The organism is Burkholderia sp. BCC0322 (assembly GCF_902833045.1).
In the GTDB taxonomy this organism is placed as follows: domain Bacteria; phylum Pseudomonadota; class Gammaproteobacteria; order Burkholderiales; family Burkholderiaceae; genus Burkholderia.
This window is the reverse complement of sequence record NZ_CADFDU010000004.1, coordinates 349,668-374,334: the sequence shown is the minus strand read 5'-3', so window position 1 is coordinate 374,334 and position 24,667 is coordinate 349,668. Positions and strand designations below refer to the sequence as shown.

Annotated in this window: 26 protein-coding genes and 2 pseudogenes; 17 read left to right on the top strand and 11 right to left on the bottom strand. The window is 66.0% G+C overall.

Annotated elements, in window-relative coordinates; all coding sequences use genetic code 11:
• Nucleotides 1-26: 26 nt before the first annotated feature.
• A complete protein-coding gene (locus HWX39_RS14955) occupies nt 27-521 on the bottom strand; it encodes a hypothetical protein (protein WP_175968803.1) in 495 nt (164 codons plus the stop codon).
• Nucleotides 522-910: 389 nt separating this feature from the next.
• Here HWX39_RS14955 and HWX39_RS14950 point away from each other — a divergent pair, with 389 nt between their 5' ends.
• From HWX39_RS14950 to HWX39_RS14925, 6 genes and pseudogenes are all read left to right on the top strand, one after another.
• On the top strand, nt 911-1,582 hold the full coding sequence (locus HWX39_RS14950; protein ID WP_175968802.1) for a response regulator transcription factor: 672 nt from the start codon (nt 911-913) through the stop codon (nt 1,580-1,582).
• Between the two features lie 118 nt (nt 1,583-1,700).
• Nucleotides 1,701-2,360, top strand: a complete 660-nt coding sequence (locus HWX39_RS14945; RefSeq protein WP_175968801.1) for a hypothetical protein — start codon at nt 1,701-1,703, stop codon at nt 2,358-2,360.
• 9 nt (nt 2,361-2,369) lie between these two features.
• Nucleotides 2,370-2,906, top strand: coding sequence for a PAAR domain-containing protein (locus HWX39_RS14940; RefSeq protein ID WP_175968800.1), 537 nt, complete (start codon nt 2,370-2,372; stop codon nt 2,904-2,906).
• Nucleotides 2,907-2,910: 4 nt separating this feature from the next.
• Nucleotides 2,911-3,561: a M35 family metallo-endopeptidase gene (locus tag HWX39_RS14935; RefSeq protein ID WP_175968799.1), complete on the top strand. Its 651-nt coding sequence runs from the start codon at nt 2,911-2,913 to the stop codon at nt 3,559-3,561.
• A complete protein-coding gene (locus tag HWX39_RS14930; RefSeq protein WP_175968798.1) occupies nt 3,554-4,000 on the top strand; it encodes a hypothetical protein in 447 nt (148 codons plus the stop codon). The genes HWX39_RS14935 and HWX39_RS14930 overlap by 8 nt, the downstream gene beginning before the upstream one ends.
• A 323-nt stretch (nt 4,001-4,323) precedes the next feature.
• Nucleotides 4,324-4,450: pseudogene (locus HWX39_RS14925) on the top strand (IS5/IS1182 family transposase); the annotation flags it as partial.
• Between the two features lie 214 nt (nt 4,451-4,664).
• Here HWX39_RS14925 and HWX39_RS14920 read toward each other — a convergent pair.
• Nucleotides 4,665-6,218 (bottom strand): methyl-accepting chemotaxis protein, encoded by a 1,554-nt coding sequence (locus HWX39_RS14920; RefSeq protein WP_175968797.1) that lies wholly within the window; start codon nt 6,216-6,218, stop codon nt 4,665-4,667.
• Between the two features lie 267 nt (nt 6,219-6,485).
• Between HWX39_RS14920 and panE the strand changes: the two genes are divergently transcribed.
• From panE to HWX39_RS14880, 8 genes are all read left to right on the top strand, one after another.
• On the top strand, nt 6,486-7,433 hold the full coding sequence (gene panE / locus HWX39_RS14915; RefSeq protein ID WP_175968796.1) for a 2-dehydropantoate 2-reductase: 948 nt from the start codon (nt 6,486-6,488) through the stop codon (nt 7,431-7,433).
• A gap of 233 nt (nt 7,434-7,666) precedes the next feature.
• Nucleotides 7,667-8,626 (top strand): AraC family transcriptional regulator, encoded by a 960-nt coding sequence (locus HWX39_RS14910; protein WP_175968795.1) that lies wholly within the window; start codon nt 7,667-7,669, stop codon nt 8,624-8,626.
• Between the two features lie 120 nt (nt 8,627-8,746).
• Nucleotides 8,747-9,688, top strand: coding sequence for a substrate-binding domain-containing protein (locus HWX39_RS14905; protein ID WP_175968794.1), 942 nt, complete (start codon nt 8,747-8,749; stop codon nt 9,686-9,688).
• Between the two features lie 62 nt (nt 9,689-9,750).
• Nucleotides 9,751-11,271, top strand: coding sequence for a sugar ABC transporter ATP-binding protein (locus HWX39_RS14900; protein ID WP_175968793.1), 1,521 nt, complete (start codon nt 9,751-9,753; stop codon nt 11,269-11,271).
• Nucleotides 11,258-12,271 (top strand): ABC transporter permease, encoded by a 1,014-nt coding sequence (locus HWX39_RS14895; protein WP_175968792.1) that lies wholly within the window; start codon nt 11,258-11,260, stop codon nt 12,269-12,271. Before HWX39_RS14900 ends, HWX39_RS14895 begins: the two co-directional genes overlap by 14 nt.
• Nucleotides 12,272-12,317: 46 nt before the next feature.
• The gene (locus HWX39_RS14890; protein ID WP_175968791.1) at nt 12,318-13,406 is read left to right on the top strand and encodes an alcohol dehydrogenase catalytic domain-containing protein; all 1,089 of its coding nucleotides are present in this window, start codon (nt 12,318-12,320) and stop codon (nt 13,404-13,406) included.
• 29 nt (nt 13,407-13,435) lie between these two features.
• Nucleotides 13,436-14,983 (top strand): FGGY-family carbohydrate kinase, encoded by a 1,548-nt coding sequence (locus tag HWX39_RS14885; RefSeq protein WP_175968790.1) that lies wholly within the window; start codon nt 13,436-13,438, stop codon nt 14,981-14,983.
• The gene (locus HWX39_RS14880) at nt 14,980-15,738 is read left to right on the top strand and encodes an SDR family oxidoreductase (RefSeq protein WP_175968789.1); all 759 of its coding nucleotides are present in this window, start codon (nt 14,980-14,982) and stop codon (nt 15,736-15,738) included. Before HWX39_RS14885 ends, HWX39_RS14880 begins: the two co-directional genes overlap by 4 nt.
• Nucleotides 15,739-15,833: 95 nt before the next feature.
• Here HWX39_RS14880 and HWX39_RS14875 read toward each other — a convergent pair whose 3' ends face one another.
• The 5 genes and pseudogenes from HWX39_RS14875 to HWX39_RS14855 all read right to left on the bottom strand — a co-directional run bounded on the left by HWX39_RS14875 (nt 15,834) and on the right by HWX39_RS14855 (nt 17,852).
• Nucleotides 15,834-15,977, bottom strand: a complete 144-nt coding sequence (locus tag HWX39_RS14875) for a hypothetical protein (RefSeq protein WP_172902971.1) — start codon at nt 15,975-15,977, stop codon at nt 15,834-15,836.
• Nucleotides 15,978-16,239: 262 nt separating this feature from the next.
• The gene (locus HWX39_RS14870) at nt 16,240-16,824 is read right to left on the bottom strand and encodes a nucleotidyltransferase family protein (RefSeq protein ID WP_175968788.1); all 585 of its coding nucleotides are present in this window, start codon (nt 16,822-16,824) and stop codon (nt 16,240-16,242) included.
• Between the two features lie 106 nt (nt 16,825-16,930).
• Nucleotides 16,931-17,098, bottom strand: a pseudogene (locus HWX39_RS14865) (M15 family metallopeptidase); the annotation flags it as partial.
• Nucleotides 17,099-17,220: 122 nt separating this feature from the next.
• Complete coding sequence (locus HWX39_RS14860) at nt 17,221-17,616, bottom strand: type II toxin-antitoxin system VapC family toxin (protein ID WP_175968987.1); 396 nt, start codon at nt 17,614-17,616, stop codon at nt 17,221-17,223.
• On the bottom strand, nt 17,613-17,852 hold the full coding sequence (locus HWX39_RS14855) for a type II toxin-antitoxin system Phd/YefM family antitoxin (protein ID WP_175968786.1): 240 nt from the start codon (nt 17,850-17,852) through the stop codon (nt 17,613-17,615). Before HWX39_RS14855 ends, HWX39_RS14860 begins: the two co-directional genes overlap by 4 nt.
• Before the next feature lie 205 nt (nt 17,853-18,057).
• On the opposite strand from HWX39_RS14855, the gene HWX39_RS14850 reads away from it, so the two are divergent.
• Complete coding sequence (locus tag HWX39_RS14850; protein WP_096473850.1) at nt 18,058-18,480, top strand: amino acid-binding protein; 423 nt, start codon at nt 18,058-18,060, stop codon at nt 18,478-18,480.
• Between the two features lie 78 nt (nt 18,481-18,558).
• Here the strand turns inward: HWX39_RS14850 and HWX39_RS14845 are convergent, their stop codons facing one another.
• Genes HWX39_RS14845 through HWX39_RS14835 form a run of 3 tightly spaced genes read right to left on the bottom strand, consistent with a single transcriptional unit; the run spans nt 18,559 to nt 22,253 of the window.
• A complete protein-coding gene (locus HWX39_RS14845; RefSeq protein ID WP_175968785.1) occupies nt 18,559-19,242 on the bottom strand; it encodes a Fe2+-dependent dioxygenase in 684 nt (227 codons plus the stop codon).
• The gene (locus tag HWX39_RS14840) at nt 19,239-20,006 is read right to left on the bottom strand and encodes a tetratricopeptide repeat protein (protein ID WP_175968784.1); all 768 of its coding nucleotides are present in this window, start codon (nt 20,004-20,006) and stop codon (nt 19,239-19,241) included. Before HWX39_RS14840 ends, HWX39_RS14845 begins: the two co-directional genes overlap by 4 nt.
• Nucleotides 20,007-20,009: 3 nt before the next feature.
• Nucleotides 20,010-22,253, bottom strand: a complete 2,244-nt coding sequence (locus HWX39_RS14835; RefSeq protein ID WP_175968783.1) for a TonB-dependent siderophore receptor — start codon at nt 22,251-22,253, stop codon at nt 20,010-20,012.
• Between the two features lie 321 nt (nt 22,254-22,574).
• On the opposite strand from HWX39_RS14835, the gene HWX39_RS14830 reads away from it, so the two are divergent.
• Both HWX39_RS14830 and HWX39_RS14825 read left to right on the top strand, forming a co-directional pair.
• A complete protein-coding gene (locus tag HWX39_RS14830; protein ID WP_175968782.1) occupies nt 22,575-22,814 on the top strand; it encodes an Arc family DNA-binding protein in 240 nt (79 codons plus the stop codon).
• The gene (locus HWX39_RS14825; protein WP_175968781.1) at nt 22,811-23,230 is read left to right on the top strand and encodes a type II toxin-antitoxin system VapC family toxin; all 420 of its coding nucleotides are present in this window, start codon (nt 22,811-22,813) and stop codon (nt 23,228-23,230) included. The genes HWX39_RS14830 and HWX39_RS14825 overlap by 4 nt, the downstream gene beginning before the upstream one ends.
• 122 nt (nt 23,231-23,352) lie before the next feature.
• On the opposite strand, the gene HWX39_RS14820 is transcribed toward HWX39_RS14825, so the two are convergent.
• Complete coding sequence (locus HWX39_RS14820) at nt 23,353-24,648, bottom strand: aspartate carbamoyltransferase (RefSeq protein ID WP_175968780.1); 1,296 nt, start codon at nt 24,646-24,648, stop codon at nt 23,353-23,355.
• Between the last annotated feature and the right edge of the window lie 19 nt (nt 24,649-24,667).

Sequence of the window (24,667 nt, the reverse complement as noted above, 5' to 3'; positions counted from 1 at the left end):
CGCGCGGCCCGGCGCGCCGTGCGCGATCAGGAGGCCGGCCGCTCGAAGCCCGATGCGACCCAGCGCTCGGCGCTGGCCTTGCTGAGCTTGAATCCGGCCGACACCTTCGCTTCGGCCAGCAGCTCGCCATACGGATCGAATGCCTTGAGCTGCGCATACGGCTCGAACTCGTCCGGCACGATGTCGAGCGTCACCGACACATCCTGGCCGTCGTCGCCCTGAACCGTCACTTCCTTGTGCAGCATCGCGCGCCGCTGCTGCTCGTGCCGCATCAGCACTTCGGTCGCGGTCTTCACGAGCGTGCGGAACGCGTTCGCGTCCATCGGCTTCGGGTTCTTCTTGTCGCGGCCCATGGTCCACGGCCCGACGAGCGCGGGCTCGGACTCGCCGTCCTTGATCATCTCGACGGCCCAGCCGTCGTCGTCTTCGTTCTTGATGATGCGGGCCGTCCAGCCGCTGTCGCGCCAGAGGCCGTCTTCGTGGATGGAGGTGTCGTCGGATTGCAGGTCGGAGTCGGTCATGAGGAAAGCGGGGGAGGTCGGGCAGCCGGCAAACGGGCGGTGGCGCGAGGCCGGCGTCGGCGCGTCGCTCGCCGACGGTGGCCCGGCGCAGTATGCAAAGGCGTCGATTTTACCTGCTGACCGGCCGCTTGGCCCGCATGGCCCGCCACGCTGGCCATCCGGCCGATGTCCGCAGAGGTCGTCCGCCCGGTGTCGAGCGCTCGAACTGGCGCAAATATCAAACTCGTATTACGTCCCGGACGGCCGATCCCGATGCCGTCCGATATCCCGTCCGTGCGCGGCTTCATAGAATCGACGTTCGGGCTAAAAATAGCCTGAACGTTCTTTCAACGCCAAACCGGCCGTGCGCGTTCCGCGTCGCGCGGCCGATGAACCACCTGGAACTGCGCATGAGGAAATTCAATGTTCGCGTCGTTGTCGCGTACGACTGGCCGTTGACGCTGGCCGGCATCGAGCAGGTCGCGGGCAGCGGCTGCTCGATCGAGATCGTCGCGGTCTACCGGAGCGTGGCCGAACTGGTCGCGACGCTCGGCGGCGTCGACTGCGATGTCGTACTGGTCGACTATGCGATCCGTGGAGACGAGCAGATGGACAGCCTCGCGCTGTTCGGCTGGCTGCGGCGCACGCGTCCGAACGTCGGGATCGTCGCGCTGGTCGCGAACGAGAACCCGCTGATCTTCGGATCGATCCTCGCGATCGGCGGCGTGAGCATCGTCAGCAAGTTCGACGAGGTCGGCCACATCGTCACGGCCATTCATTCGAGCTACAGCGGCGGGCGCTACCTGTCGCCGCTCGTCAGGCGCGCGGTCGACGCATTCGGCGAGCGCGGCGACGCGCCCGTGCGGCTGTCGGCGCGCGAGATCGAGGTCATTCGCCTGTACCTGGCGGGGGTGCCGATCAAGACGATCGCGCAGCGCCTGAGCAAGGGCAAGCAGACGGTCAGCGCGCAGAAGATCAGTGCGATGAAGAAGCTCGGCGTGAGCAACGACGTCGAGCTGATCCAGCGAGCGGCGGGGCTGGGGCTCGGTGGAGTGTCGGGCATGTCGACGGACGCTTTCTGAACATCTCGTGATCATGTATTGAGTCGGAGTGCGAATAAATATCGTATTAATCCTATAGACAAGAAAATTCTTACCGGTGAATGTCTACGGTCAATCGACGCCTAAGGTATCCGAGCCTATGACCCAAAGAGAACATGCCGAATGTCCGTACTTCCTTCATTCATCGATCAAGCTCTATACGGTGGTGCAGCAGCTATACACGTCACCGATCGATTCACCTGAGGTGATCGATCGAACGTACAACGGCAACATGCGGATGATCTGTACGCGTGATCCGTTCATTTGCACCTACCTTTCTCCACTTGATGCGGTCATGGGTTCCCGAGCGCTCACGCGCAACGACGGCCATTTTTGGCCGATCGACTTTCGGCACGTCGATACCCGTCATTTCATCGAGCAGCAAGGCCGATTGTCAGTCGCCGTGAACTATGCCTATGCGGCGACCGGAGGGCGTCTGGTCGTGTCCGATGCCGGCCCCCTGATGGTCTACTTTGCTTCTTCTTTCGACGTGCCGCTCGATCAGCGCGACCATTTCACGATCCAATTTCCGGATGACGTGGTCGAGCGAATCGAAATTGCCTATCGGCGCGCCGGGTTATCCGGCTTCGGCGCAACGCTTGACGCAATGCGCAAGTGGACGGCCGAGCAGATAGCCGACGCAGAGGCCGAAGCACTGACATGCAAGCCACCGACGATTGCAATCACCGGGGCCACAGTCGATCAATACGCGATCTACGATCCCGATTCCGGCGAATGGATCGTTACCGATTTCGATTGAGGACACACCATGAGCAAACGAGTAATCAGAGTTGGCGACATGACGACGACGGGTGGAATCGTTGTCGAAGGCACGTCGTCCATCGTCGTTAGCGACAGGCTCGCCGCATTAAACGGCGATAGGGCGACGTGCGGAAATTGCGAAGGTCTGTTCCCCATCGCCGGGAGTGCTGTCAGCGTTATCTCATCTAACCGATGCGTTGCGGTTGAAGGCGACCCGGTACTTTGTCCGTGCGGGAAAAACCGACTAATCGCAGGTGCCGACTGCACGTTTTTCATTGGCGGGGACGGCGGCCGCAATGACGCGATGCCGTACTTCGGTAGCGTCGCATACTCCCCCGAGCGGTTCGCGCCCGCTCGCGGCACCCACGACGATCAATTCGTCATCCGTGACGTTCGAACGAAGGAACCGTTAAGTAATGTGCGCTATTGGATCAAAGATCGATCTGGAAACGTGCTTGCATCCGGTGTGAGCGATGGGCGGGGTTGTACCGAGCGTGTGCGAACCGAGCGCGCGCAGACGTTGACGCTTGTAATCGAGGATTAAGAGGATGGGGAACCAAACCACCGTCGCTGAGACGACGACGAACACCATTGCAGGATCGCAGACGTTCGCGGATGTCGACCTACGACCGATCTGCGAGAACATGACCAACTCAGAATTTCGGGCCGTCTTTGCGACGGCGCAGGTTACGGCCGTTGAGAAGCTAGGCGCACGCATTACCGCATTGCAAAGATGGTCGCAGGCTGAAAGAAATCGCGTGTCCAAGTGGTTCGGTCGTAATGACGAAACCACGCGCATGCGCCTACTTACCGGCCTAACAAAAGTGCTTGCCGTGGTACGTGGGTTCAACGAACACAATGTCGTCCGTAGCGGCAGCGCGGGCGATCTGGCGACAGGCTGCACTCCTCACCCGCGAGGGACGGCAAACGAAGCCGCTCACGTATGCGCGCCGGACACGGCAACGCATACGATTGCAATCAGCGCGCGATTTTGCACGATGCGCCCGTGGACGGACGGCGCTGATTCTCACGTATCAACTATCATCCACGAAGCGACGCATTTTCACGACACCATGTCTTCCACTGACGACAAATACACCATCACACCGCTTCTAGCGCTTTGGGGCTGGTCGAATCCTGACTTGGCAATTAACAACGCCGATAGCATTGCGGGGTACGTTGTCGATGGCGATGACTAAATTCGCAGTTGCCGCCGTGCTCGCGTTGACCTGCGTACACGCATCTGCCGCATGTGACGGCGCATCGAACATGCCCGCCCACTACATCGATATTGTGTTCGATACGGATTCGAGCGCAATTTCGCCGGCCGAGCTATCACGGTTGTCCGAATGGTCGATCGACATGCACAAGCGCTTTCCGATCATCGATACCGTGTGGTTGAACGGGTTGGCCGAACGGACCGAACATGACGCACAACAGCTTGCGACGCGACGAGCCGAAAGCGTGATGTCGGTCTTGGATCAATATTCGGTCCACGGCGAGAATCGCGCCTTAGCTGGCAAAATCTTCAAGCCGGACAAGTTTGGTCAATCCGGGCGACGCGTCGAGGTCAACGTTAGTCCGGGGTGCCCGAATCACTGCTGCCCGAACCTGAACCCCGTACCGAAGGAGCAGTGACCTACCACGGGACACCAACACAAGCTCGCGCAATGCGGGCTTTCTTGTTCCTGCTTTTCCAGTGCCACCGACCACGATTGAGAGAATGCGCGGATGGTGTTCCCCAAACATCCAGACATCGGAACCCGTCACCCAGCACCGAACATCGTTACCGAGAGGGCCGAACAATGAAGCGACGCATTGCAGTTGTGGGCGACACGTTGTCAACAGGTGGACAGGTTCTGGCAGGCTGTTGAAATTGGGAACGATGTAAACGGGCTTTGCGGGCGGTGCGTTAGAGATAGCGTGTTCATGGTCTTGGTCGGAAGGGGGCGATGCGTGGAATGGACGAGATGCAAGAGCCGCTGTTCACGACGGTGAAGCTGGAGGACTTCGTGCCGGCCGATCACCCGTTGCGGCCACTGCGGCTGCTGGTCAATCAAGCTGAAGCGACTCGACGGACTGTTCGGCAAGCACACGCGTTTATTTGCGTGGCGACTTCGATAACGGGTGGCGCGTGGAAATTTCCTTCCTGCCCGATTGCCCCAACAAGTGCTGCACAGCGAATTGATATTGCGGGGCGCTGATAGATGCGATCGACGTGCAGACAAGAGGACATCCCGATCGATGCCGATCGAGCGTGCGGGCCACGCACAGGAAAACCGGGCCCGCACGCTTTCAAGTCCTACGCCGGCAACGCAAACCGCGTCACCGCATCCCGCAACGCCTCGGCCTGATCGCGCAGCGAATGCGCGGCGGCCGCGGCTTGCTCGACGAGCGCCGCGTTCTGCTGCGTCACCTGGTCCATCTCGCCCACCGCGCGATTGACCTGCTCGATCCCGGCGCTCTGTTCGCGCGATGCATGGCTGATCTCGTCGAGGATCTCGTTCACGCGCCGCACCGACTGCACGATCTCGGCCATCGTCTCGCCCGCGTGCGTGACGAGCGCCGCGCCTTGCTCGACGGTCTCGTTCGACGACACGATCAGCGACTTGATCTCCTTCGCGGCCGTCGCCGAGCGTTGCGCGAGCGAGCGCACCTCGGCCGCGACCACCGCGAAGCCGCGGCCCTGTTCGCCCGCCCGCGCGGCTTCGACCGCCGCATTCAGCGCGAGGATGTTGGTCTGGAACGCGATCCCGTCGATCACGCCGATGATGTCGCCGATCTTGTGCGAGCGGCCGGTGATCTCGTTCATCGTGCGCACGACGTCGTCGACCACCGCGCTGCCGCGCGTCGCGACCTGCGCCGCCTGGCCGGCGAGCGACGCGGCCTGCGCGGCGCTGTCCGCGTTCTGCTTCACGTTCGCGGTCATCTGGTCCATGCTCGACGCGGTCTGCACGAGCGCGGCGGCCTGTTCCTCGGTGCGCTGCGACAGGTCCGTGTTGCCGGACGCGATCTCGCTCGCGCCGACGTTGATGTTCTCGGTGCCCATCCGCACACGCGACACCATGTCGATCAGCCCGACCTGCATCGTGTGCAGCGCGTGCAGCAGGCTGCCGCGATCGTCTTGCTTCACGATGACGCGCGCGGTGAGGTCGCCCTGCGCGATGCGTTGCGCGGCGTCGAGCGCCACTTCCAGTTCGCCGCCGAGGTTCGCGCGCACGCTTTTCAGCACCAGCACCATCACGGCGGTCGCGATCCCGCCGAGCACGGTCGTCATCGCGAGCCAGCGGCCGACGCTTTCGAGCACGGCCGAGCGCACGTCGTTCATGTACATGCCGGTCACGAGATACCAGTCCCACGGCGCGAAGCGCTGCACCGCGCTGGTTTTCTCCTGCGGCTTGTCGGCGCCCGGCTTCGGCCACAGATACTCGACGAAGCCCTTGCCGCCTTCCATGTTGCCGGCCTTCACGATCTCGACGAACAGGTGCTTGCCGTTCGGATCGGTGAAATTCGACACGTCCTTGCCGTTGAGCTCGGACTTGATCGGATGCATCACGATCACCGGCTTCGAGTCGTTGACCGAGATGTAGCCGTCGGCGCTGGAGCGCATCGCGGCGATCGCTTCGAGCGCCTTCTGCTTCGCGTCGGCTTCCGGCAGCGCGTTCTGCTGCGACAGCTTGTAGTAATGGTCGGCCACGCTCGCGGCCTGCGCGACCAGCGACGCGAGCTGGTCACGGCGGTCCGTGATCATCGATGCGCGCGTCTGCCATGCGCCGAGCCCGGCGATCACGAGCAAGCCGAGCCAGAGGATGACGATCATCGAGGCGAGTTTCTGATTCAGGGAAAGGTTGCGCATGGTGTGTGGTCGGTCGGTCGTGGAAGCTCGCCTTGACGGCGTGACGGGATAAGTGTCTTGTCGGCGCCCGACCTGCGTTGCCGTAGGCGGGTTATCCCTAGGAACCGGTACCGTGGACGCATGCCTTTGATGCCGACACGGGTATCTATGCATATGCATAACGGGTGTCGCTATACTCACGGGGCAATGGCGCGTGCGCCGCACGTCCGGCTCGGCGGTTCGGCGGCTCGGCGGCTCGGCGGCGAATGAAACCGAAAGGAGGCAACGATGCGAATTCTGGTGGTAGGGGCCGGCGCGGTCGGCGGATATTTCGGCGGCCGGCTGGCCGCGGCGGGGCGCGACGTGACGTTCCTGGTGCGGGACGGCCGCGCGGCCGCGCTGGCGCGCGACGGGTTGCTGATCCGCAGCCCGCGCGGCGACCTGACCCTCGCGAACGTGCAGACCGTGCGCGCGGGCGATGCGGGCGCCGGCGTCGCGCCGTTCGACCTCGTGCTGCTGAGCTGCAAGGCGTACAGCCTCGACGACGCGATTCTGTCGTTCGCGCCGTTCGTCGGCCCGCAGACGCAGATCCTGCCGATGCTCAACGGGATGCGTCATCTCGACGTGCTGCGCGACCGGTTCGGCGCCGCGCAGGTGCTCGGCGGGCTGTGCGTGATCGCGGCGACGCTCGATCGCGAGCAGCGCATCGTGCACCTCAACGACACGCACGGGGTCACCTTCGGCGAACTCGCGGGCGGCGAGTCGCCGCGCGTGCGGGCGCTGGCCGAGGTGCTCGGCGGCGCGGGTTTCGACGCGACGCTCAGCGACAACGTGGTTGCGCGGATGTGGGAAAAGTGGGTGTTCCTCGCGACGCTCGCCGCGAGCACGTCGCTGTTCCGCGGCTCGGTGGGCGACATTCTCGCCGCGCCGGACGGCCGCCGCCTGCTCGAGACGATGCTCGGCGAATGCAGCGCGATTGCCGAGCACAACGGCCACCGGCCCGACCCGGCCGCCATCGAGCGGATGCAGCGGATGGTGCTGACGCCGTCGCCGCTGACCGCGTCGATGCTGCGCGACGTCGAGAACCATGCGCGCGTCGAAGCCGATCACGTGATCGGCGACCTGCTCGCGCGCCGCGACCCGCAGGCGGCCGATGCGCTGTCGCTGCTGCGGATCGCGTACAACCACCTGAAGGCATACGAAGTGCGCATGGCGCGCGAGCACGCGGCCGCGTAAGCCACGGAGCGGGCGGTCGCCCAGCCGTTCCGCGCTGCACAAATTTGCCGTCCGGCGCCGTAACTGGCCGGAACGCGCAAAAAAGTATCGGAAATCAGGCGTAAAGTTGGTGGAGCCGCGCGCTCGATCGACCTACATTGCTTCCCATGTGACCGGTCGCGTCGCCGCCTGGAATACGCGGCGCACGCGCGCAACGAACCGGCCAGCGAGACATGGGAATGGAGACGCCAGCAATGATGCACCCCGATCTGGAAGTGGTCGACGTGCGACGCGACGAGTCGTTCAAGGCCTGGTCGCACGGCTATCCGTATCGCACGATCCGCTGGCACTTCCATCCCGAATTCGAACTGCACCTGATCGTCGCGACGCGCGGCAAGTACTTCGTCGGCGACCACATCGGCTCGTTCGGCCCCGGCCATCTCGTGCTGCTCGGCCCGAACCTGCCGCACAACTGGGTCAGCGACATGGCCGAAGGCGAAACCGTCGAGCGCCGCAATCTCGTGATCCAGTTCGACCCGGCGTTCGTGCGCCGCTGCATGGACGCGTTTCCCGAATGCCGCGACGCCCAGGCGCTGCTCGACGATGCGCGGCGCGGGGTCGGCTTCGACGCGGCGACCAGCGCCGCGATCGCGCCGCTGTTCGACGAACTGCTGACCGCGCGCGGCATGCGCCGCATCGCGCTGTTCATGACGATCCTCGAACGGCTTTGCGGGGCGGCCGAACGCACGCTGCTCGCGAGCCCCGCGTACGACCAGGCCGACGTCACGCCGACGCGGCTCAGCCATGCGCTGTCGTACATCGGCAAGCACCTCGCGTCCGAGCTGCGGGAATCCGATCTCGCGCAACTGACCGGGCAGAGCGTCAGCGCGTTCTCGCGTGCGTTCCACCGCCAGACGGGCATGCCGTTCGTGCAGTACGTGAATCGCCTGCGGATTGAGTCCGCGTGCCAGATGCTGCTCGCCGACGACGCGAGCATCACCGACATCTGCTTCCAGGCCGGCTTCAACAACGTGTCGAACTTCAACCGCCAGTTCCGCGCGGTGAAGGGGATGGCGCCGTCCGAATTCCGCGCGCTGCAGCGCCTGAATGCGCGCAGCCGCGAGCTCGCGCTGCACGCGGCGCCCACCGGCAATCCGCTGCCGCCGCGTGTCGTCACGCCCGGCGTCCCCGCGCGCGCGCCGCAGCCCGGATGACCGCCGGGCCGTTGCCCGCCCGAGTTTCCCCCGCCGTTTTACCCAGCCGATCGCGCCGCTCACGTCGCGAGGGGCTCGTTCAACCACGAAAAAGCTGCACCGATAACCGGAGACACCGTCATGACGCACGCATCGCCCGCTTCGTCCACCCGCCGCGCCGCCCGCATGGCGGCGGTTGCCGCGCTCGCCGTCGCGGCCTGGCTGCCCGCCGCCGTGCGCGCTGCACCGCTGCGGATCGGCATGACGTTCCAGGAGCTGAACAACCCGTATTTCGTGACGATGCAGAAAGCGCTGAACGATGCGGCTGCGTCGATCGGCGCGCAGGTCGTCGTCACCGACGCGCATCACGACGTCAGCAAGCAGGTGAGCGACGTCGAGGACATGCTGCAGAAGAAGATCGACATCCTGCTCGTGAACCCGACCGATTCGACCGGCATCCAGTCGGCGATCACGCAGGCGAAGAAGGCCGGCGCGGTGGTGGTGGCCGTCGATGCGAACGCGAACGGCCCGGTCGATTCGTTCGTCGGCTCGAAGAACTACGACGCGGGCCTGATGTCGTGCGACTACCTCGCGAAGGCGATCGGCGGCAGCGGCGAAGTCGCGATCCTCGACGGCATTCCGGTCGTGCCGATTCTCGAACGCGTGCGCGGCTGCAAGGCCGGGCTCGCGAAATACCCGAACGTGAAGCTGGTCGATACGCAGAACGGCAAGCAGGAGCGGGCGACCGCGCTGTCGGTCACGGAGAACCTGATCTCCGCGCATCCGAACCTGAAGGGCATCTTCAGCGTGAACGACGGCGGTTCGATGGGTGCGCTCGCGGCCATCGAGGGATCCGGCAAGGACATCAAGCTGACGAGCGTCGACGGCGCTCCCGAGGCGATCGCCGCGATCCAGAAGCCGAATTCGAAGTTCATCGAGACGACCGCGCAGTTCCCGGCCGACCAGGTGCGCATCGCGCTCGGCATCGCGATCGCGCGCAAGTGGGGCGCGACGGTACCGAAGGCGATCCCGGTCGACGTGAGGGTGGTCGATCGCGGCAACGCGAAGGGCTTCAGCTGGTGAACGACGTGCGATGCGACGCGAAGGGCGGCGGTACAGCCGGCGCGCTTCGAACGGAGAAGCCGATGGACACGATACTCAGGCTCAGCCATATCACGAAAAGCTTTCCGGGCGTGAAGGCGCTGTCCGGCATTGATCTGGAGATCGCGCGCGGCGAGATCCACGCGCTGCTCGGCGAGAACGGCGCGGGCAAGTCGACGCTGATGAAGATCCTGTGCGGCATTCATCAGCCGGATGCCGGCACGATCGAGATCGACGGCACCGCGCGCCGTTTTTCCGACTATCGCGACGCGGTCGCGGCGGGCGTCGGCATCGTGTTCCAGGAATTCAGCCTGATCCCGCACCTCGACGCCGTCGACAACCTGTTCCTCGGCCGCGAATGGCGCACCCGCTGGGGCGCGCGCGACCGCAAGCGGATGCGCCGCGCGGCGGCCGGCATCTTCGCGCGGCTCGGCGTGGCGATCGATCTCGATGCGCCGATCCGCGCGCTGTCGGTCGCGCAGCAACAGTTCGTCGAGATCGGCAAGGCGCTGTCGCTCGACGCGCGCATCCTGATCCTCGACGAGCCGACCGCCACGCTCACGCCGGCCGAGGCCGAGCACCTGTTCGCGATCATGCGCGAGCTGAAGCGGCAGGGCGTCGCGATGATCTTCATCTCTCATCACCTCGACGAGATTTTCGCGGTGTGCGACCGCATCACGGTGCTGCGCGACGGCCAGTACGTGGCGACGACCGACGTCGCGCGCACGGACGTCGAACAGCTCGTGCGGATGATGGTCGGCCGCCGGATCGAAAGCAGCTTTCCGCCGAAGCCGGCGCGCGCGGCCGATGCGCCGAGGGTGCTGGAAGTCGATGCACTGCAGATCGAGCGCGGCGGCCCGGTGAACCGCTTCACGCTGCATGCCGGCGAGATCCTCGGCTTCGCGGGGCTGGTCGGCTCGGGCCGCACGGAAACCGCGCTCGCGGTGATCGGCGCGACGCGTGCGCATCGCAAGGACGTGCGGGTGCGCGGTACGGCGGCGAAGCTCGCCGATCCGGCCGACGCGCTGCGCGCGGGTATCGGCATCCTGCCGGAAAGCCGCAAGACGGAAGGGCTCGTCACGTCGTTCTCGATCCGCGACAACATCTCGCTGAACAACCTCGGCAAGTACCGGTCGATGCGCTGGTTGATCGACCGTCGCGGCGAGGCGCGCGCGACGCATGACGTGATGCGGCGCGTCGGCGTGAAGGCGCCGTCGATCCACACCGAGGTCGCGACGCTGTCCGGCGGCAATCAGCAGAAGGTCGTGATCGCGCGCTGGCTGAACCATCACACGTCGGTGCTGATCTTCGACGAGCCGACGCGCGGCATCGACGTCGGCGCGAAAGCCGAAATCTACGGGCTGATGCGCGAACTCACCGCGCGCGGCTACGCCATCATCATGATCTCGTCCGAGTTGCCGGAAATCGTCGGCATGTGCGATCGCGTCGCCGTGTTCCGGCAGGGCCGCATCGAGGCGACGCTGGAAGGCGGCGAGATCGATCCCGACACGGTCATGACCTATGCCACGGCCGGCACGCGAGGAGCGATCCATGAACCTGCCTGATTCTTCTTCCACGCCTTCCACGACGCTCGCGGCGACCGCCGGAAACGGCGACGCACCGCCGCCGCGCGCGATGTGGGCGCAGCTGCGGCGCTCGACGCTGTTCTATCCGCTCGTCGGCCTGATCGTCGTGTGCATCGCGATGATGATCGCGAGCCCGAGCTTCCTGTCTGCCGCGAACCTGGAAAACGTGCTGCGACAGGTGTCGATCAACGCGATCATCGCGGTCGGCATGACCTGCGTGATCCTGACCGGCGGCATCGACCTGTCGGTCGGCTCGGTGATGGCGCTGTCGGGCACGCTGGCGGCCGGGTTGATGGTGGCGGGCGTGAGCGCGGTTGCCGCGCTCGCGATCGGTATCGCGGTCGGCCTTGGTTTCGGCATCCTGAACGGTGTGTTCGTCGCGTTCGCGGGCATGCCGCCGATCATCGTCACGCTCGCGACGATGGGCATCGGGCGCGGCCTGGCATTGATCTACACGGGCGGCTATCCGATCGACGGCTTGCCCGACTGGGTCGCGTTCTTCGGCAGCGGCAAGGTGCTCGGCATCCAGGCGCCGGTGCTGATCATGCTGGTGGTGTACGCAATCGCATGGCTGCTGCTCGACCGGATGCCGTTCGGCCGCTACGTGTATGCGATCGGCGGCAACGAACAGGCGACGCGGCTCACCGGCGTGCGTGTCGCACGCGTGAAGCTGATCGTCTACACGCTGGCCGGGCTCACGTCGGCGCTCGCCGCGATCGTGCTGACCGGGCGGCTGATGAGCGGTCAGCCGAACGCGGGCGTGGGCTTCGAGCTCGATGCGATCGCCGCCGTCGTGATGGGCGGCACGTCGATCTCCGGCGGGCGCGGCGCGATCCTCGGCACGCTGGTCGGCGCGCTGCTGCTCGGCGTGCTCAACAACGGGCTGAACATGATCGGCGTGAACCCGTATGTGCAGAACGTGATCAAGGGCGGAATCATCCTGCTTGCGATCTATATCAGCCGAGAACGGTCACGGTAACGACCGATTCATCAGGTATCCGGATCATCAACGAAAGAGGCAACCCATGACGACACCCGAAGCCCCGCCGCGGATGACCGCGGTCGTTTGCCACGGCCCCGAGGACTATCGCGTCGAACAGGTCGCGAAGCCGCGCCCCGGCGCGAACGAACTCGTGATCCGCATCGCCGCTTGCGGGATCTGCGCGAGCGACTGCAAGTGCTATACGGGCGCGAAGATGTTCTGGGGCGGCCCGAGCCCGTGGGTAAAGGCGCCCGTGATTCCCGGCCACGAATTCTTCGGCCATGTCGAAGCGCTCGGCGACGGCGCGGCCGGGCACTTCGGCGTGGCGTTGGGCGACCGCGTGATCGCCGAGCAGATCGTGCCGTGCGGCAAGTGCCGCTATTGCAAGTCGGGGCAGTACTGGATGTGCGAGGTGCACAACATCTTCGGCTTCCAGCGCGAGGTCGCCGACGGCGGGATGGCCGAATACATGCGCATTCCGCCGACCGCGATCGTCCACAAGATTCCGCTCGGCGTGTCGCTCGAGGACGCCGCGATCATCGAGCCGCTGTCGTGCGCGATCCATACGGTGAACCGCGGCGACGTCCAGCTCGACGACGTCGTCGTGATCGCGGGCGCGGGCCCGCTCGGGCTGATGATGACCCAGGTCGCGCACCTGAAGACGCCGAAGAAGCTCGTCGTGATCGACCTGATCGACGAACGGCTCGAACTCGCGCGCGAGTACGGCGCCGACGTGACGATCAACCCGAAACGCGACGACGCGCGCGAGATCGTCGGGTCGCTCACCGACGGCTACGGCTGCGACGTCTACATCGAGACGACCGGCGCGCCGGTCGGCGTTAGCCAGGGGCTCGACCTGATCCGCAAGCTCGGCCGCTTCGTCGAATTCAGCGTGTTCGGCGAGGATGCAACGGTCGACTGGTCGATCATCGGCGATCGCAAGGAACTCGACGTGCGCGGTGCGCACCTGGGACCGTACTGCTATCCGATCGCGATCGACCTGCTCGCGCGCGGGCTCGTCACGTCGAAAGGCATCGTCACGCACGATTTCGCGCTCGAGGACTGGGACGATGCGATCCGCGTCGCGAAATCGCCCGAATCGATCAAGGTGCTGCTGAAGCCGGCCCGCTGACGGCCGGCGTGCGCCTCACCGGAGACATCATGGAATACGTCATAGGCGTCGATATCGGCACGCAGAGCACCAAGGCGCTGCTCGTCGACCGGCACGGCACGATCGTCGCGCGGCGTTCGGCCGGCTACCAGCCCGATACGCCGCGCCCGCTGTGGGCCGAGCAGTGGCCGCAGGTGTGGTTTGACGCGGTGCTCGAATGCATCGCCGGCTGCGTGAGCGATGCGCGTGCGCAGGGCGTGCCGGCCGATGCGATTCGCACGGTGTGCGTGAGCAGCCTCTACGGAGGCTCGGGCATTCCGGTCGACAGCGACATGCGGCCGCTCCATCCGTGCCTGATCTGGATGGACCGGCGCGCGACCGCGGAAGTCGACTGGGTCAACGCGAACCTGAACGTCGAGCGGCTGCGCGTGATCACGGGCAATGGCGTCGACAGCTATTACGGCTTCACGAAGATGCTGTGGCTGCGCGACCAGCGGCCGGACGTGTGGGCGAACGTGCGTTACTTCCTGCCGCCGAACGCGTACGTGATCTATCTGCTGACCGGCGAGGTCGCGGTCGATCACAGTTCGGCCGGCAATATCGGTGGCGTGTACGACGTCGCGCGCCGCGAGTGGTCCGACGACGCGCTCGACATGCTCGGCATTCCGGCGACGATGATGCCCGAGCGGCTCGTCGAATCGACGGACGTCGTCGGCGGGCTGCTGTCGCAATGGACGCAGCCACTCGGGTTGCCGGCCGGCACGCCCGTCGTCGCGGGCGGCGTCGATGCGGCCGTCGCGACCTTCGCGGCCGGCGCGACGCGCGCGGGGCAGCATGTCGCGATGATCGGCACCAGCATGTGCTGGGGCTACGTGAGCCGGCACGTCGATGCGCGTCACGGGCTCGTCAGCATGCCGCATGTGTTCGACGGGCAGCGCGACCTGTACGTGTTCGGCGGCGCGATCACGGCCGGCGCATCGGTCGCCTGGTTTCGCGACCAGTTCTGTCATGCGGAAATCGATGCCGCGCGGCTGCTGCCGCACGGCGATCCGCACGTGTTGCTCGAGGAAGCGGCCGAAAGCGTGCCCCCGGGCGCCGACGGCGTGCTGTTCCTGCCGTACCTGATGGGCGAGCGCAGCCCCGTGTGGGACGCGAAGGCGAGCGGTGCGTTCGTCGGGCTGAGTCTCGCGCATACGCGCGCGCACCTGTATCGCGCGGTACTCGAAGGCGTCGCGTTCGCGTTGCGGCACAACATCGAGGCCGGCCGGCGGGGTGCGGCGGCGCTCGACGACCGGCTGATCGTCGTGGGCGGGGCCGCGCATTCGGCGCTATGGATGCAGATCATCGCGGACGTGACGGGCTTCCCGGTGTGGACGATCGAGCAGGACGTCGAAGCCGCGATGGGGGCGGCCTTGCTCGCGGGCGTCGGGGCGGGGCTCGTGTCGCACGACGATGCGCAAGGCGGATGGGTCACGCTCGTCGAGCGCGCACGGCCCGATGCTGGACGTGCGCAAGCGTATGCGGCGCGCTTTGCGCGCTACACGGCGCTGTACCCGGCGCTCAAGCCGATCATGCACGGGTTGCAGACGCCATCATGAAGACACGATTCGATTTCGGCGGTACGCGGGTGCTCGTCACGGGGGCGTCGAGCGGGATCGGGCGCGCGTGCGCGGTCGCGCTGGCGCAGGCGGGCGCGCAGGTCGTCGCGGCCGGGCGCGACAGGGCCGCGCTCGATGCGCTGGCCGGCGAGACCGCGTGCGAGACGTTGCGCGTCGATGTCGGCGGTGACGAGCAGGCGATCGACGCGGCGCTCGCCGCGCACGATGCGTTCGACGGCCTCGTGAATTGCGCGGGGATTGCGTCGCTCGAACCGGCGCTCGACGTGAGCGCCGCGCATTTCGATCGCGTGATGGCCGTCAATGCGCGCGGCGCGGCGCTCGTCGCACGGGCCGTCGCACGGAGCATGATCGCGCGTGACGGACGCGGCGCCGCGCATGCGCGGGGCAGCATCGTCAACGTATCGAGCCAGGCCGCGCTCGTCGGGTTGCCCGCGCATCTGAGTTACTGCGCGTCGAAGGCGGCAATGGACGCGATTACGCGCGTGCTGTGCATCGAACTCGGACCGCACGGCATTCGTGTGAACAGTGTGAACCCGACCGTCACGCTCACGCCGATGGCGCAGTTCGCGTGGAGCGAACCGGAAAAGCGTGCGCCGATGCTGGCCGCGATTCCGCTCGGGCGATTTGCGGAGCCGGATGAGGTCGTCGAACCGATCCTGTTTTTGCTGAGCGATGCGGCGTCGATGATCAGCGGCGTGTCGCTGCCGATCGACGGCGGGTATACGGCGCGATAGGTCGCGTCATGCGGTAACGAGCGACGGGCGGCCGGCTGCCGTCGACCGCGCATGACGGGAAATGGGGGCGAATGCGCGGAGCGGCCGACGCGCAACTAGACCGGGTCTTTGCTCGGCGGTCCGTCCGGTTGCTGCGGGTTGTCGTGGTGGTGACCCGGAGGCGGCGACAGCGGGTCTTCTTCCGGATCGCGGTTCGGGTCGGCCGGTGGCTCGGGCGTCGGGGTCGTGTGATCGGTCATGGGGGGCTCGCGCAATGCGTGACGGCGGCGCGGAGGGCGCGCCTCGTCTTCGTTATAGCCAATCGGGCGAGCGTTTGCAGCGGGATTCTTGCGGCGGGTTGTCGGTCGTCGGAGAAATCCGTGAATCGACGATTGTCGATCGTCTGGCGGGATCCTGCAATGCAATGCAATGCAATGCAATGCGTGGCGTGGCGTGGCGTGGCGTGGCGTGGCGTGGCGTGGCGTGGCGTGGCGTGGCGTGGCGTGGTCCGCGCGATTGCGCTCAGCGCAGATCCTGCGGCGTGTCGATGTCGCGCAGGATGCCGGGATCGTTCACGTCGAGCAGTTTCACCGGCGCGCTGGCGAACAGCGCGCGGGCGCCCGTGTCGCCGTCGAGGGCGGCGAGCGCATCGAAATGGTGCGCGGCGAAGCCGACCGGATGGCCGCGCACGCCGCGATGCGCGGGCGCGACGATCGACGCATCGTCGCCGTCGAGCACGCGCGTGACGGCTTCGTAGGTCGATGCCGCGATCCACGGCATGTCGCCGAGCGCGACGAGCCAGCCGTTCGAATCGGGCGTGGCGCGCACGCCGGCCGCGAGGCTCGCGCCCATTCCGCGCGACGCGTCGGGCGCGTAGACGACCTGGCAACCGGCTTCGTTCAGCAGGATCGCGAGTTTTTCGGCGCCCGGACGGACGACGGCGATCACGTCGGCCGTGGCCGCCGCGAGGTGGCGGGCGGCCGCAACCGCGACCGGCGTGCCGTCGGGAAGCAGCGCGAGCAGCTTGCTTTGCAGACCACTTGGGTCGAAGCGTTGACCGAGACCGCCGGCGAGCAGGACGCCGGTGACGAGTGATGCATAGGACATCGGCGCGGGGGAGAGTGACGCAGGTGCTGCGATTGTGCGGGAGCCAGGGGGGATCGGCAAGTGAGGATGTTACCGGGTCGCGCCCGTCAGACCGGAAAGACTGTCATCACGCACCTTCGTCGAGCATGTTTTCCTCGACGGGGCCGTAAATCGCGTGCGATTCCCGCTGCATGACGGCCCAATAGCGGTCGCCGAACGACCAATGCCACCATTCGGACGGGTAATTCGTGAAGCCGGCGCCGGTCAGCGCGGCGATCAGCACGTGGCGGTTGCGCGCGGCAGTGCGGGCGTGCCCGGTTGTACCTGCAAGTGATAATCGATCTGGTCAGACGAATTACCAACATGTCGGAGTTGGCGTGGGCGTGCGGTTTGGATTGGCCGGCGGCTGCGCGACGCTTACCAGAGCGTCTTCACGTGCGCGTAAGCGCGGATTTTTTCGTCGCGAGTGACGAGCGGTGCACCGAGCCGCCGCGCGGTAGCGACGATCATGCGGTCGGCCGGATCCTTGTGGAACGTGCCGGGCAGCGCGGTGGACTTCGCGGCGATGTCGGCATCGATGGGCAAGAAGCGCATGCCGTCGATCTGCGCGACCGTGGCGAGCCACGCGTCGACATCCATCGTCAGCGCGAGGCGGTCGTTGCGCACCAGCATCGCAATCTCCCACGCGGAGATCGCCGATGCGGCGAGCGCGCCTTCGTTGCGCGCGCGATCGATCGCGCTTCGCGCTTTCTTGCTGAGCGACGGATCGCCCGCCACCCACCACACCAATGCATGCGTATCCAGCACGATCACCGCGACGCCTCCCAATCATCTTCCGCAATCGGATCGAGAGGATTGTCGTAGCGCATGACCGAGCCGCGCAATATGTCCAACGGCTGAGCCTCGCGTGCGTGATACGGCCGGATCTCGAGCGTCGGCTTGCCGTGATCGGTGACGATCAGGCTTTCGCCCGACGACTCGACGAGCCGGAAGTATTCGAGTGCGCGTGCCTTGAACTCGGATTTCGAAACGGGATCGTGCGGCATCATGATAAGGACCTGGTCATGTGACGATAGTCATTTTATGGCGGTGCGGCGGCGGGAGGCAAGTCGCGACGGTCAGGCGTCACCGGATGCATGCAAAGCGCGACAAGGTGCGTCGATGCCGGGGGGCGGACGACGCTGCCAGCCTTGCTCGCGTGCTTGCCGTGACCTAGATTTTTTCTATCGGGGTTCTCGGGCGGGAGGGACTGCCATGGAACTGAGCGTAGAACGTGTCGATGTCTGGGCGGCGAACATCGACGACAAGCCGGGTGGCCTCGCGACAGTATTAGGCGCCCTGCGGACTGCCGGTGCAGATTTGCAGTTCATCGTCGCACGCCGCACATCGGAGGCGCCGGGCAAGGGCGTCGTGTTCGTCGCGCCGCTGCAGGGAGACGCGGTGATTCGCGCGGCCACGCAGGTGGGGTTCAGCGTCACCCCGAGCGTTCACTCCGTCCGCGTAATGGGTCTGGATCAAATGGGCATCATCGGGCAACTGACCCAGATGCTCGCGGACGGCGCGATCAATCTCCGTGGCGTCTCGGCCGCCGTGCTGGGTTCCCAGTTCATCGCGTATTTCGCGGTCGATTCGGTGGACGATGCAGACAAGGCGATCGATATCCTGCAGCGGGCATGAGGCGGCCGCGTTGGGCGGTGGACTGGCTTGGCCGGAAGTGGGCCGCGTTTCAGGACGGTGCGGAGCCCGCCGCATGGCTCAGGTATCGGCCCACCGTCTCAGCAGGTTGTGATAGATCCCGGTGAGCGCGATCACGCCCGGGTCGTGCGCGCCTTTGTCCGCGGAGAGCTGCTGAATCTGCGTATCCAGCTGAAACAGCAGCGTGCGGTCGCCGTCGTCGCGCACCATGCTCTGGATCCAGAAAAACGACGCGACGCGCTCGCCGCGCGTCACGGGCGTGACGTGATGCAGGCTCGATGCCGGATACAACACGAGGTCGCCCGCCGGCAGCTTCGCGCGATGCGTGCCGTACGTATCGTCGACGCACAGCTCGCCGCCGTCGTACGCATCGGGTTCTTCGAGGAACAGCGTTGCCGACAGATCGCTGCGCACGCGGAAATCCGTGCCGCGCAGCAGCCGGATCGCGTTGTCGACATGCGTGCCGAACGTCTCGCCGCCTTCGTAGCGATTGAACAGCGGCGGAAATACCTTGAGTGGCAGCGCCGCCGAAAAGAACAGCGGATTGCGTGCGAGCGCGTCCTGGATCGCGTCGCCCACCGCGCGTGCGGCCGGCGAGCCTTCCGGCAATTGCCGGTTGCGTTTCGCGAGCGCCGACTGCGTGCCGGACGTCGCATTGCCGTCGACCCATTCGGCTGCATCGAGCCGTTCGCGACATTGCGCGACCTGCGCCTTCGTCAGCACGCCGGGGATATGAAGCATCATGATGTGGATTCCATGCAGTGCGGTTGCAGTTCCGGTTGCATCTGCAGCGCCGCCGCGCGAAACGCGTCGATCGGCGACGACGCGAGATACGCGTGCATCTTCGCGACGAATGCGGGGGTCGCGGTGGCCGGCACGCGCGCGAGCCATGCGAGCGCTTCGTCGATGCGCCCGCGCTCGGCGAGCAGCCGCGCAAGGTTGAACTGGCCGCGAAAATCGCCGGCCTCGGCGGCGCGGCGATAGTGGTCGAACGCGGCGTCGCGATCGACCGGTACGACCCAGCCGTCCTCGTAGAAGCCGCCGATCAGGTTGATCGATTTCGCGTGGCCGAGTGCGGCCGCGCGCTGGAACCAGGCGAGCGCATCGGCGCGATGCTCGTCGATGCCGTTGCCGAGCGCGAGCACCGTCGCGTAGTTGTACATGCCCCAGTCGAGCCCCGCCTGCGCGGCGAGCCGGTACCAGTACACGGCGACCGGCGCGCACGTGGCCGTGCCCCAGCCGAATTCGTAGCAGCGGCCGAGCATGTTCATCGCCATCGCGTGGCCGGCGCGCGCGGCGTGCCGGAACCAGTTGAACGCGGCCGCCGTATCGCGCGCGACGCCATGCCCGTCGAGCAGGTATTGCCCGTAGACGGCCTGCGCATCGACGATGCCGTGGTCGGCCGCCGCCGCGACCCACGCGGCGGCGCGCTCGGGCGGCCCGGCCAGGATGTCGGCGAACTCGCGCGGCGAAACCGACGCGAGCGCCTTCAGCGACACGGCCTCCATCGATCAGTAGCGCGCGTTCAGCGTGACGAACGCCGAGCGGCCCGGTGCGATCGACGCGTAGTGCGCCGGATACGCCTGGTCGAAGTAGGTGCGGTTGAACAGGTTGTTCACGTTCAGCTGCAGGTCGAGCTTCTTGTTGATCCGGTACTGCGCCATCGCATCGAAGCGCCAGTACGACGGCACCGCGTGCTGGTTCGCGGTATCGCCGAACACCTGCGACATGTAGAACGCACCGCCGCCGACGGTGAACTTCGGCGTCACGTCGTAGTTCGACCACATCGTGAAGCTGTGCTTCGGCGTGTTCGGGAACTGGTTGCCGTTGTTCGCCGTGTCCTTGCCGTTGTCGCGCAGCTCGCTCTTCATGTACGTATAGCCGCCGAACAGCTGCCACTGCTTCGTGATCTGGCCTGCGACGCCGAGTTCGAGCCCCTGCACGCGCTTGTTGCCGACCATCGCGTACTGGTTGTTCGGCAGCGTCACGCGCGCGTTCGTCGTGTCGATCTGGAACAGCGCGGCGGTCAGTGCGAGCTTGTCGTTCAGCACGTTCCACTTCGTGCCGAGCTCGATGCTGCGGTTTTTCTCCGGCGACAGCTGATCGGCGTTCGAGCCGACGCCGCCGCGGCCCGGCGTGAGCGACTGCGTTTCGCTGCCTTCGCCGAGCAACATCCCGGCCGGCGTCGACGACGTCGCGTAAGACGCATAGATGCTGCCGTTCTGCGCGGGCTTGAACACGAGGCCGGCCTGCCAGTTCACGAGCGTGTCGTCACGCGTGGTGGTCTTGCCGCCGTTGGCCCGGGTGTCGGTGAAGCGGGTCGAGTAGTCGTCGATGCGTACGCCGCCGTTGACCTGCCAGCGCGGCGTGATCTCGATCGTGTCGAAGCCGTAGATCGACTTCGTCACGGTGCGGGCACGCGAATAGTCGTTGTTGGGCGTGATCGAGCCGGCCCACGGGTCGTTCGGGTTCGGCGACCACAGGCTCGTGCAGTTGTAGCCCGACGCCGCGCCGATGCCGTTCTGGCAGATCTTGCCGTTCGCGGCGGCGACGTTGTACGTGTCGCGCTTGCCCCATTCGCGCGACAGCTCGATGCCGGTCGTGAAGCTGTGCTTGAACGGGCCGGTGCGGAATTCGCCGAACAGCTCGGTCTGGTTCGCGATGCTGTTGATCGCGCTGTTGCGCGTGTTCGCGCGCCGCCAGACCTTGCCGTTGACCACGTTGCCCTGGCTGTCGTCGGGCTGCGTCCAGATGTAGTCCTGCGTCGATTCCGTGTAGCGCGTGGTGTTGCGGATCGTCAGCGACGACGTGATGTCGTGCTCGATCCTGAGGGTGCTGATGTCCGACGTCGTCTTGCGGAAGTCGCGGTTGGTCAGGCCGTAGAAGTTGTGGCGGTCGACGGGCGCCGGGCCGTCGGTGGCGACGCCTTTCGGGAGATTGAAGCCGTAGTAGTACGGAATGCCGCCGTCGGGCAGGTCGTCGGTGGACAGGTGGTAGTAGCTCGCGACGACGCGCGTCGACGTGCCGAGGCCGAACGCGATCGACGGCGCGACGCCCCAGCGCTCGTTGTTGACCGCGTCGCGGCCGGCCACGTCGTTGTTGTGGCTCATCAGGTTCAGGCGGAACGCAGCGTGATCGGCGAACTGCCAGTTGCCGTCGGCGGTGAAGCGGCGATAGCGGTCGGTGCCGAGGCCCGCGCTCGCGGCGGCGGTGGTGCCGAGGTGCGGGGCCTTCGTGATCAGGTTGATGCTGCCGCCCGCGCCGCCGCGGCCGCCGTACGCGCCGTCGGAACCCTTGGTGATCTCGATGCGCTCGGTGTTGAAGATCTCGCGGGTCGTGGCGCCCGTGTCGCGCATGCCGTCGACGAACATGCTGCCCTGCGTGTCGTAGCCGCGGATGAACGGACGATCGCCGAGCGGGTTGCCGCCTTCGCCGGCGCCGAACGTGATGCCCGGCACGGTGCGCAGCGCTTCGGTCAGTGTCGACGCGCCGCTGTTCTGGATCAGTTCCTGCGGGATCACGGTGACGGATTTCGGCGTGTCGACGAGCGGCGCGGTGAATTTCGCGGAAGCGGAGAAGTCGGCCTTGTAGCTGTGCTCGGCCTTGCCGTGGACCTCGATCGGTGCGAGATGGCCTTCGGTGCCGGCCGGGGCAGGCGGCGGCGTGCCGTCCGCCGCGAACGCCGGGCTCGCGGCGAGCACGCCGCACAGGGTGGTGAATTTGCCGAGCTTCAGCTCGTCGGGACGTGACTTCATGGTGCGCTTCGACCTCGCGGTATGGCCCCGGGGGCGGTGCGCTGCGGGAATGTGCATGCCGCCGGGAATTATTACGATTTGTTTTCAGGCGGCATTCTATGTAATTTCTGAGTAAATGAGAAGCGTTCTTGTTTGTGTTTGTAAGGGGATTGTTGACGAATGTTGCGGGGTGGTTGTAGCGCGGTTGAGGCGTGGGAGACGGCCGAATGGCCGAGTATGGCGGGCCCGGCGGGCGGGTTAGAGTGATCGCGTCGTGGTGCCATCCGTGTGACAGCAAAATGCTAATATGACTGCATTGGAAGCATATTAATGGAGTGCATCATGCCGGTGATCACCGTTCGAAATTTGCCCGACGAGGTCCATCGTGCCCTTCGGATCCGCGCGGCCCAGCATGGGCGCAGCACCGAAGCCGAGGTGCGCGACATCCTCGAGCAGGCCGTTCTGCCGGGTGGGCGTCTCAAGCTTGGCACGCTGCTGGCGGAAATCGGGCAGGAGGCAGGCGGTGTCGATCTCGACGTCCCGCGCGACAAGACGCCAACCGATCCGATGAGCTTCGAATGATCCTTGTTGATACCAACGTCATTTCCGAGCCGCTGCGGCGCGAGCCGAGCGCGGCCGTCATCACGTGGCTCGACGCCCAGAATGTTGAAACACTGTTTCTGGCCGCGATCAGCCTCGCCGAAATGCGGTTCGGTGTCGCGATGTTGCCGGCAGGGCGCAGGCGGGACTGGCTGCATCAAAGCATCGAGCATCGTGTCATGCCGGTGTTTCGAAGCCGGATCCTGCCGTTCGACGATGCGGCAAGCAAAGCGTACGCGAGCATTCGCGCGCGGGCCCGCGCCGCGGGCAACGCGATTGCGCCGGCCGACGGCTACATTGCCGCGACCGCGGAGGCGAACGGCTTGATCGTCGCGACGCGCGACGTCGCGCCGTTCGAGGCGATGGGGCTTCGGGTGATCGATCCGTGGGCGGCGTAACCGTCGGTCGCCAAATCGTTCGGCGCACATGAAAAAAAACGCGCCGGGCAAGCGGCGCGCTTTTTGTCGGGCGAGACGCCCAGCCGGGGGCGCCCGACGGGCAGCGCCTCGATTACTCGGTCTTAATCGACCCCGTGAAACACCGCGTCCTCCGGCCCGAGATACGCCGGCGGGCGCCACGTCGCGTCGCGCATCGAATGCTGGACGAGGTTCTCGACGCCGAGCAGTACCGCGAAGATCGCCATCCGCACCGGAATGCCGTTGTCGGTCTGGCGGAAGATCGCGAGGCGCGGGTCGCGGTTCAGGTCGACCGACAGGTCGTTCGCGCCGGGCCGGCTGTCGCGCGGCAGCGGGTGCATGATCAGCGTGTCCGGTTTGCACACCGTATCGACGAGCGCCTGGTTGATCTGGAAATCCGGCGTGTAGCCTTCGAACGACTCGTCGGTGAAGCGCTCCTTCTGGATCCGCGTCGCATACACGACGTCCGCGCCGCGCAGGCCGGCCGCGAGGTCGGTCGTCTGCTCGATCACGTGGCCGTTCGTCGCGATCTGATCGACGATGTAGGCCGGCATCTCGAGCGTCGGCGGCGACACGAGCGTGAACTTGAGCCCGCGGTACAGCGCGAGCAGTTTGACGAGCGAGTGCACGGTGCGGCCGTATTTGAGGTCGCCGACCAGCGCGATGTGCGCGCCGTCGACGATCTTGCCGAGCCGCGAGAACTCGCGCTGGATCGTGTAGAGATCGAGCAGCGCCTGGCTCGGGTGCTCGCCGGGGCCGTCGCCGCCGTTGATCACGGGCAGGTTGGTCGCGCGCGCGAACTCGGCCACCGAGCCTTTCTCCGGATGGCGGATCACGAGTGCGTCGACGTAGCCGGCCATCACGCGGCTCGTGTCGTAGATCGATTCGCCCTTGGCCATCGACGAGAACGTGAAGCCCGTCGTGTCGCACACCGAACCGCCGAGCCGGCAGAAGGCGGCACCGAACGACACGCGCGTACGCGTGCTGGCCTCGAAGAACAGGTTGCCGAGCACCGCGCCTTCCAGCACGCGCGAAATCTTGTGGCGGCGCGCGATCGGCTGCATCACGTCGGCCACGCGAAACAGCGCTTCGACCGATTCCCGCGAGAACTGGTCGACCGACAGCAGTTGCGGCTTGCCTTCGAAAAAGAACTGCTTGGCGAGACCCTGGTTATCTACGCTTTGCGTATAGCCTCCACCTTCCGGTACCGAGCGCTCGACGATTTCCGACACGAAGCGCTCGACGATCTCCGGCATCCCGCGCGATTCCTGCGAGTCGTCAGGCAGCAGCCAGGTGTCGAGCGCGCGCCGGCTGACGCCGATGCGATTGGCGAACGCTTCACGCGTCATGTTGAGGCGGCGCATGGCGTCGCGGAGGAAGGCTTGCTGGGGAACGGTCATCGGCGGCTCCTGACGGAAA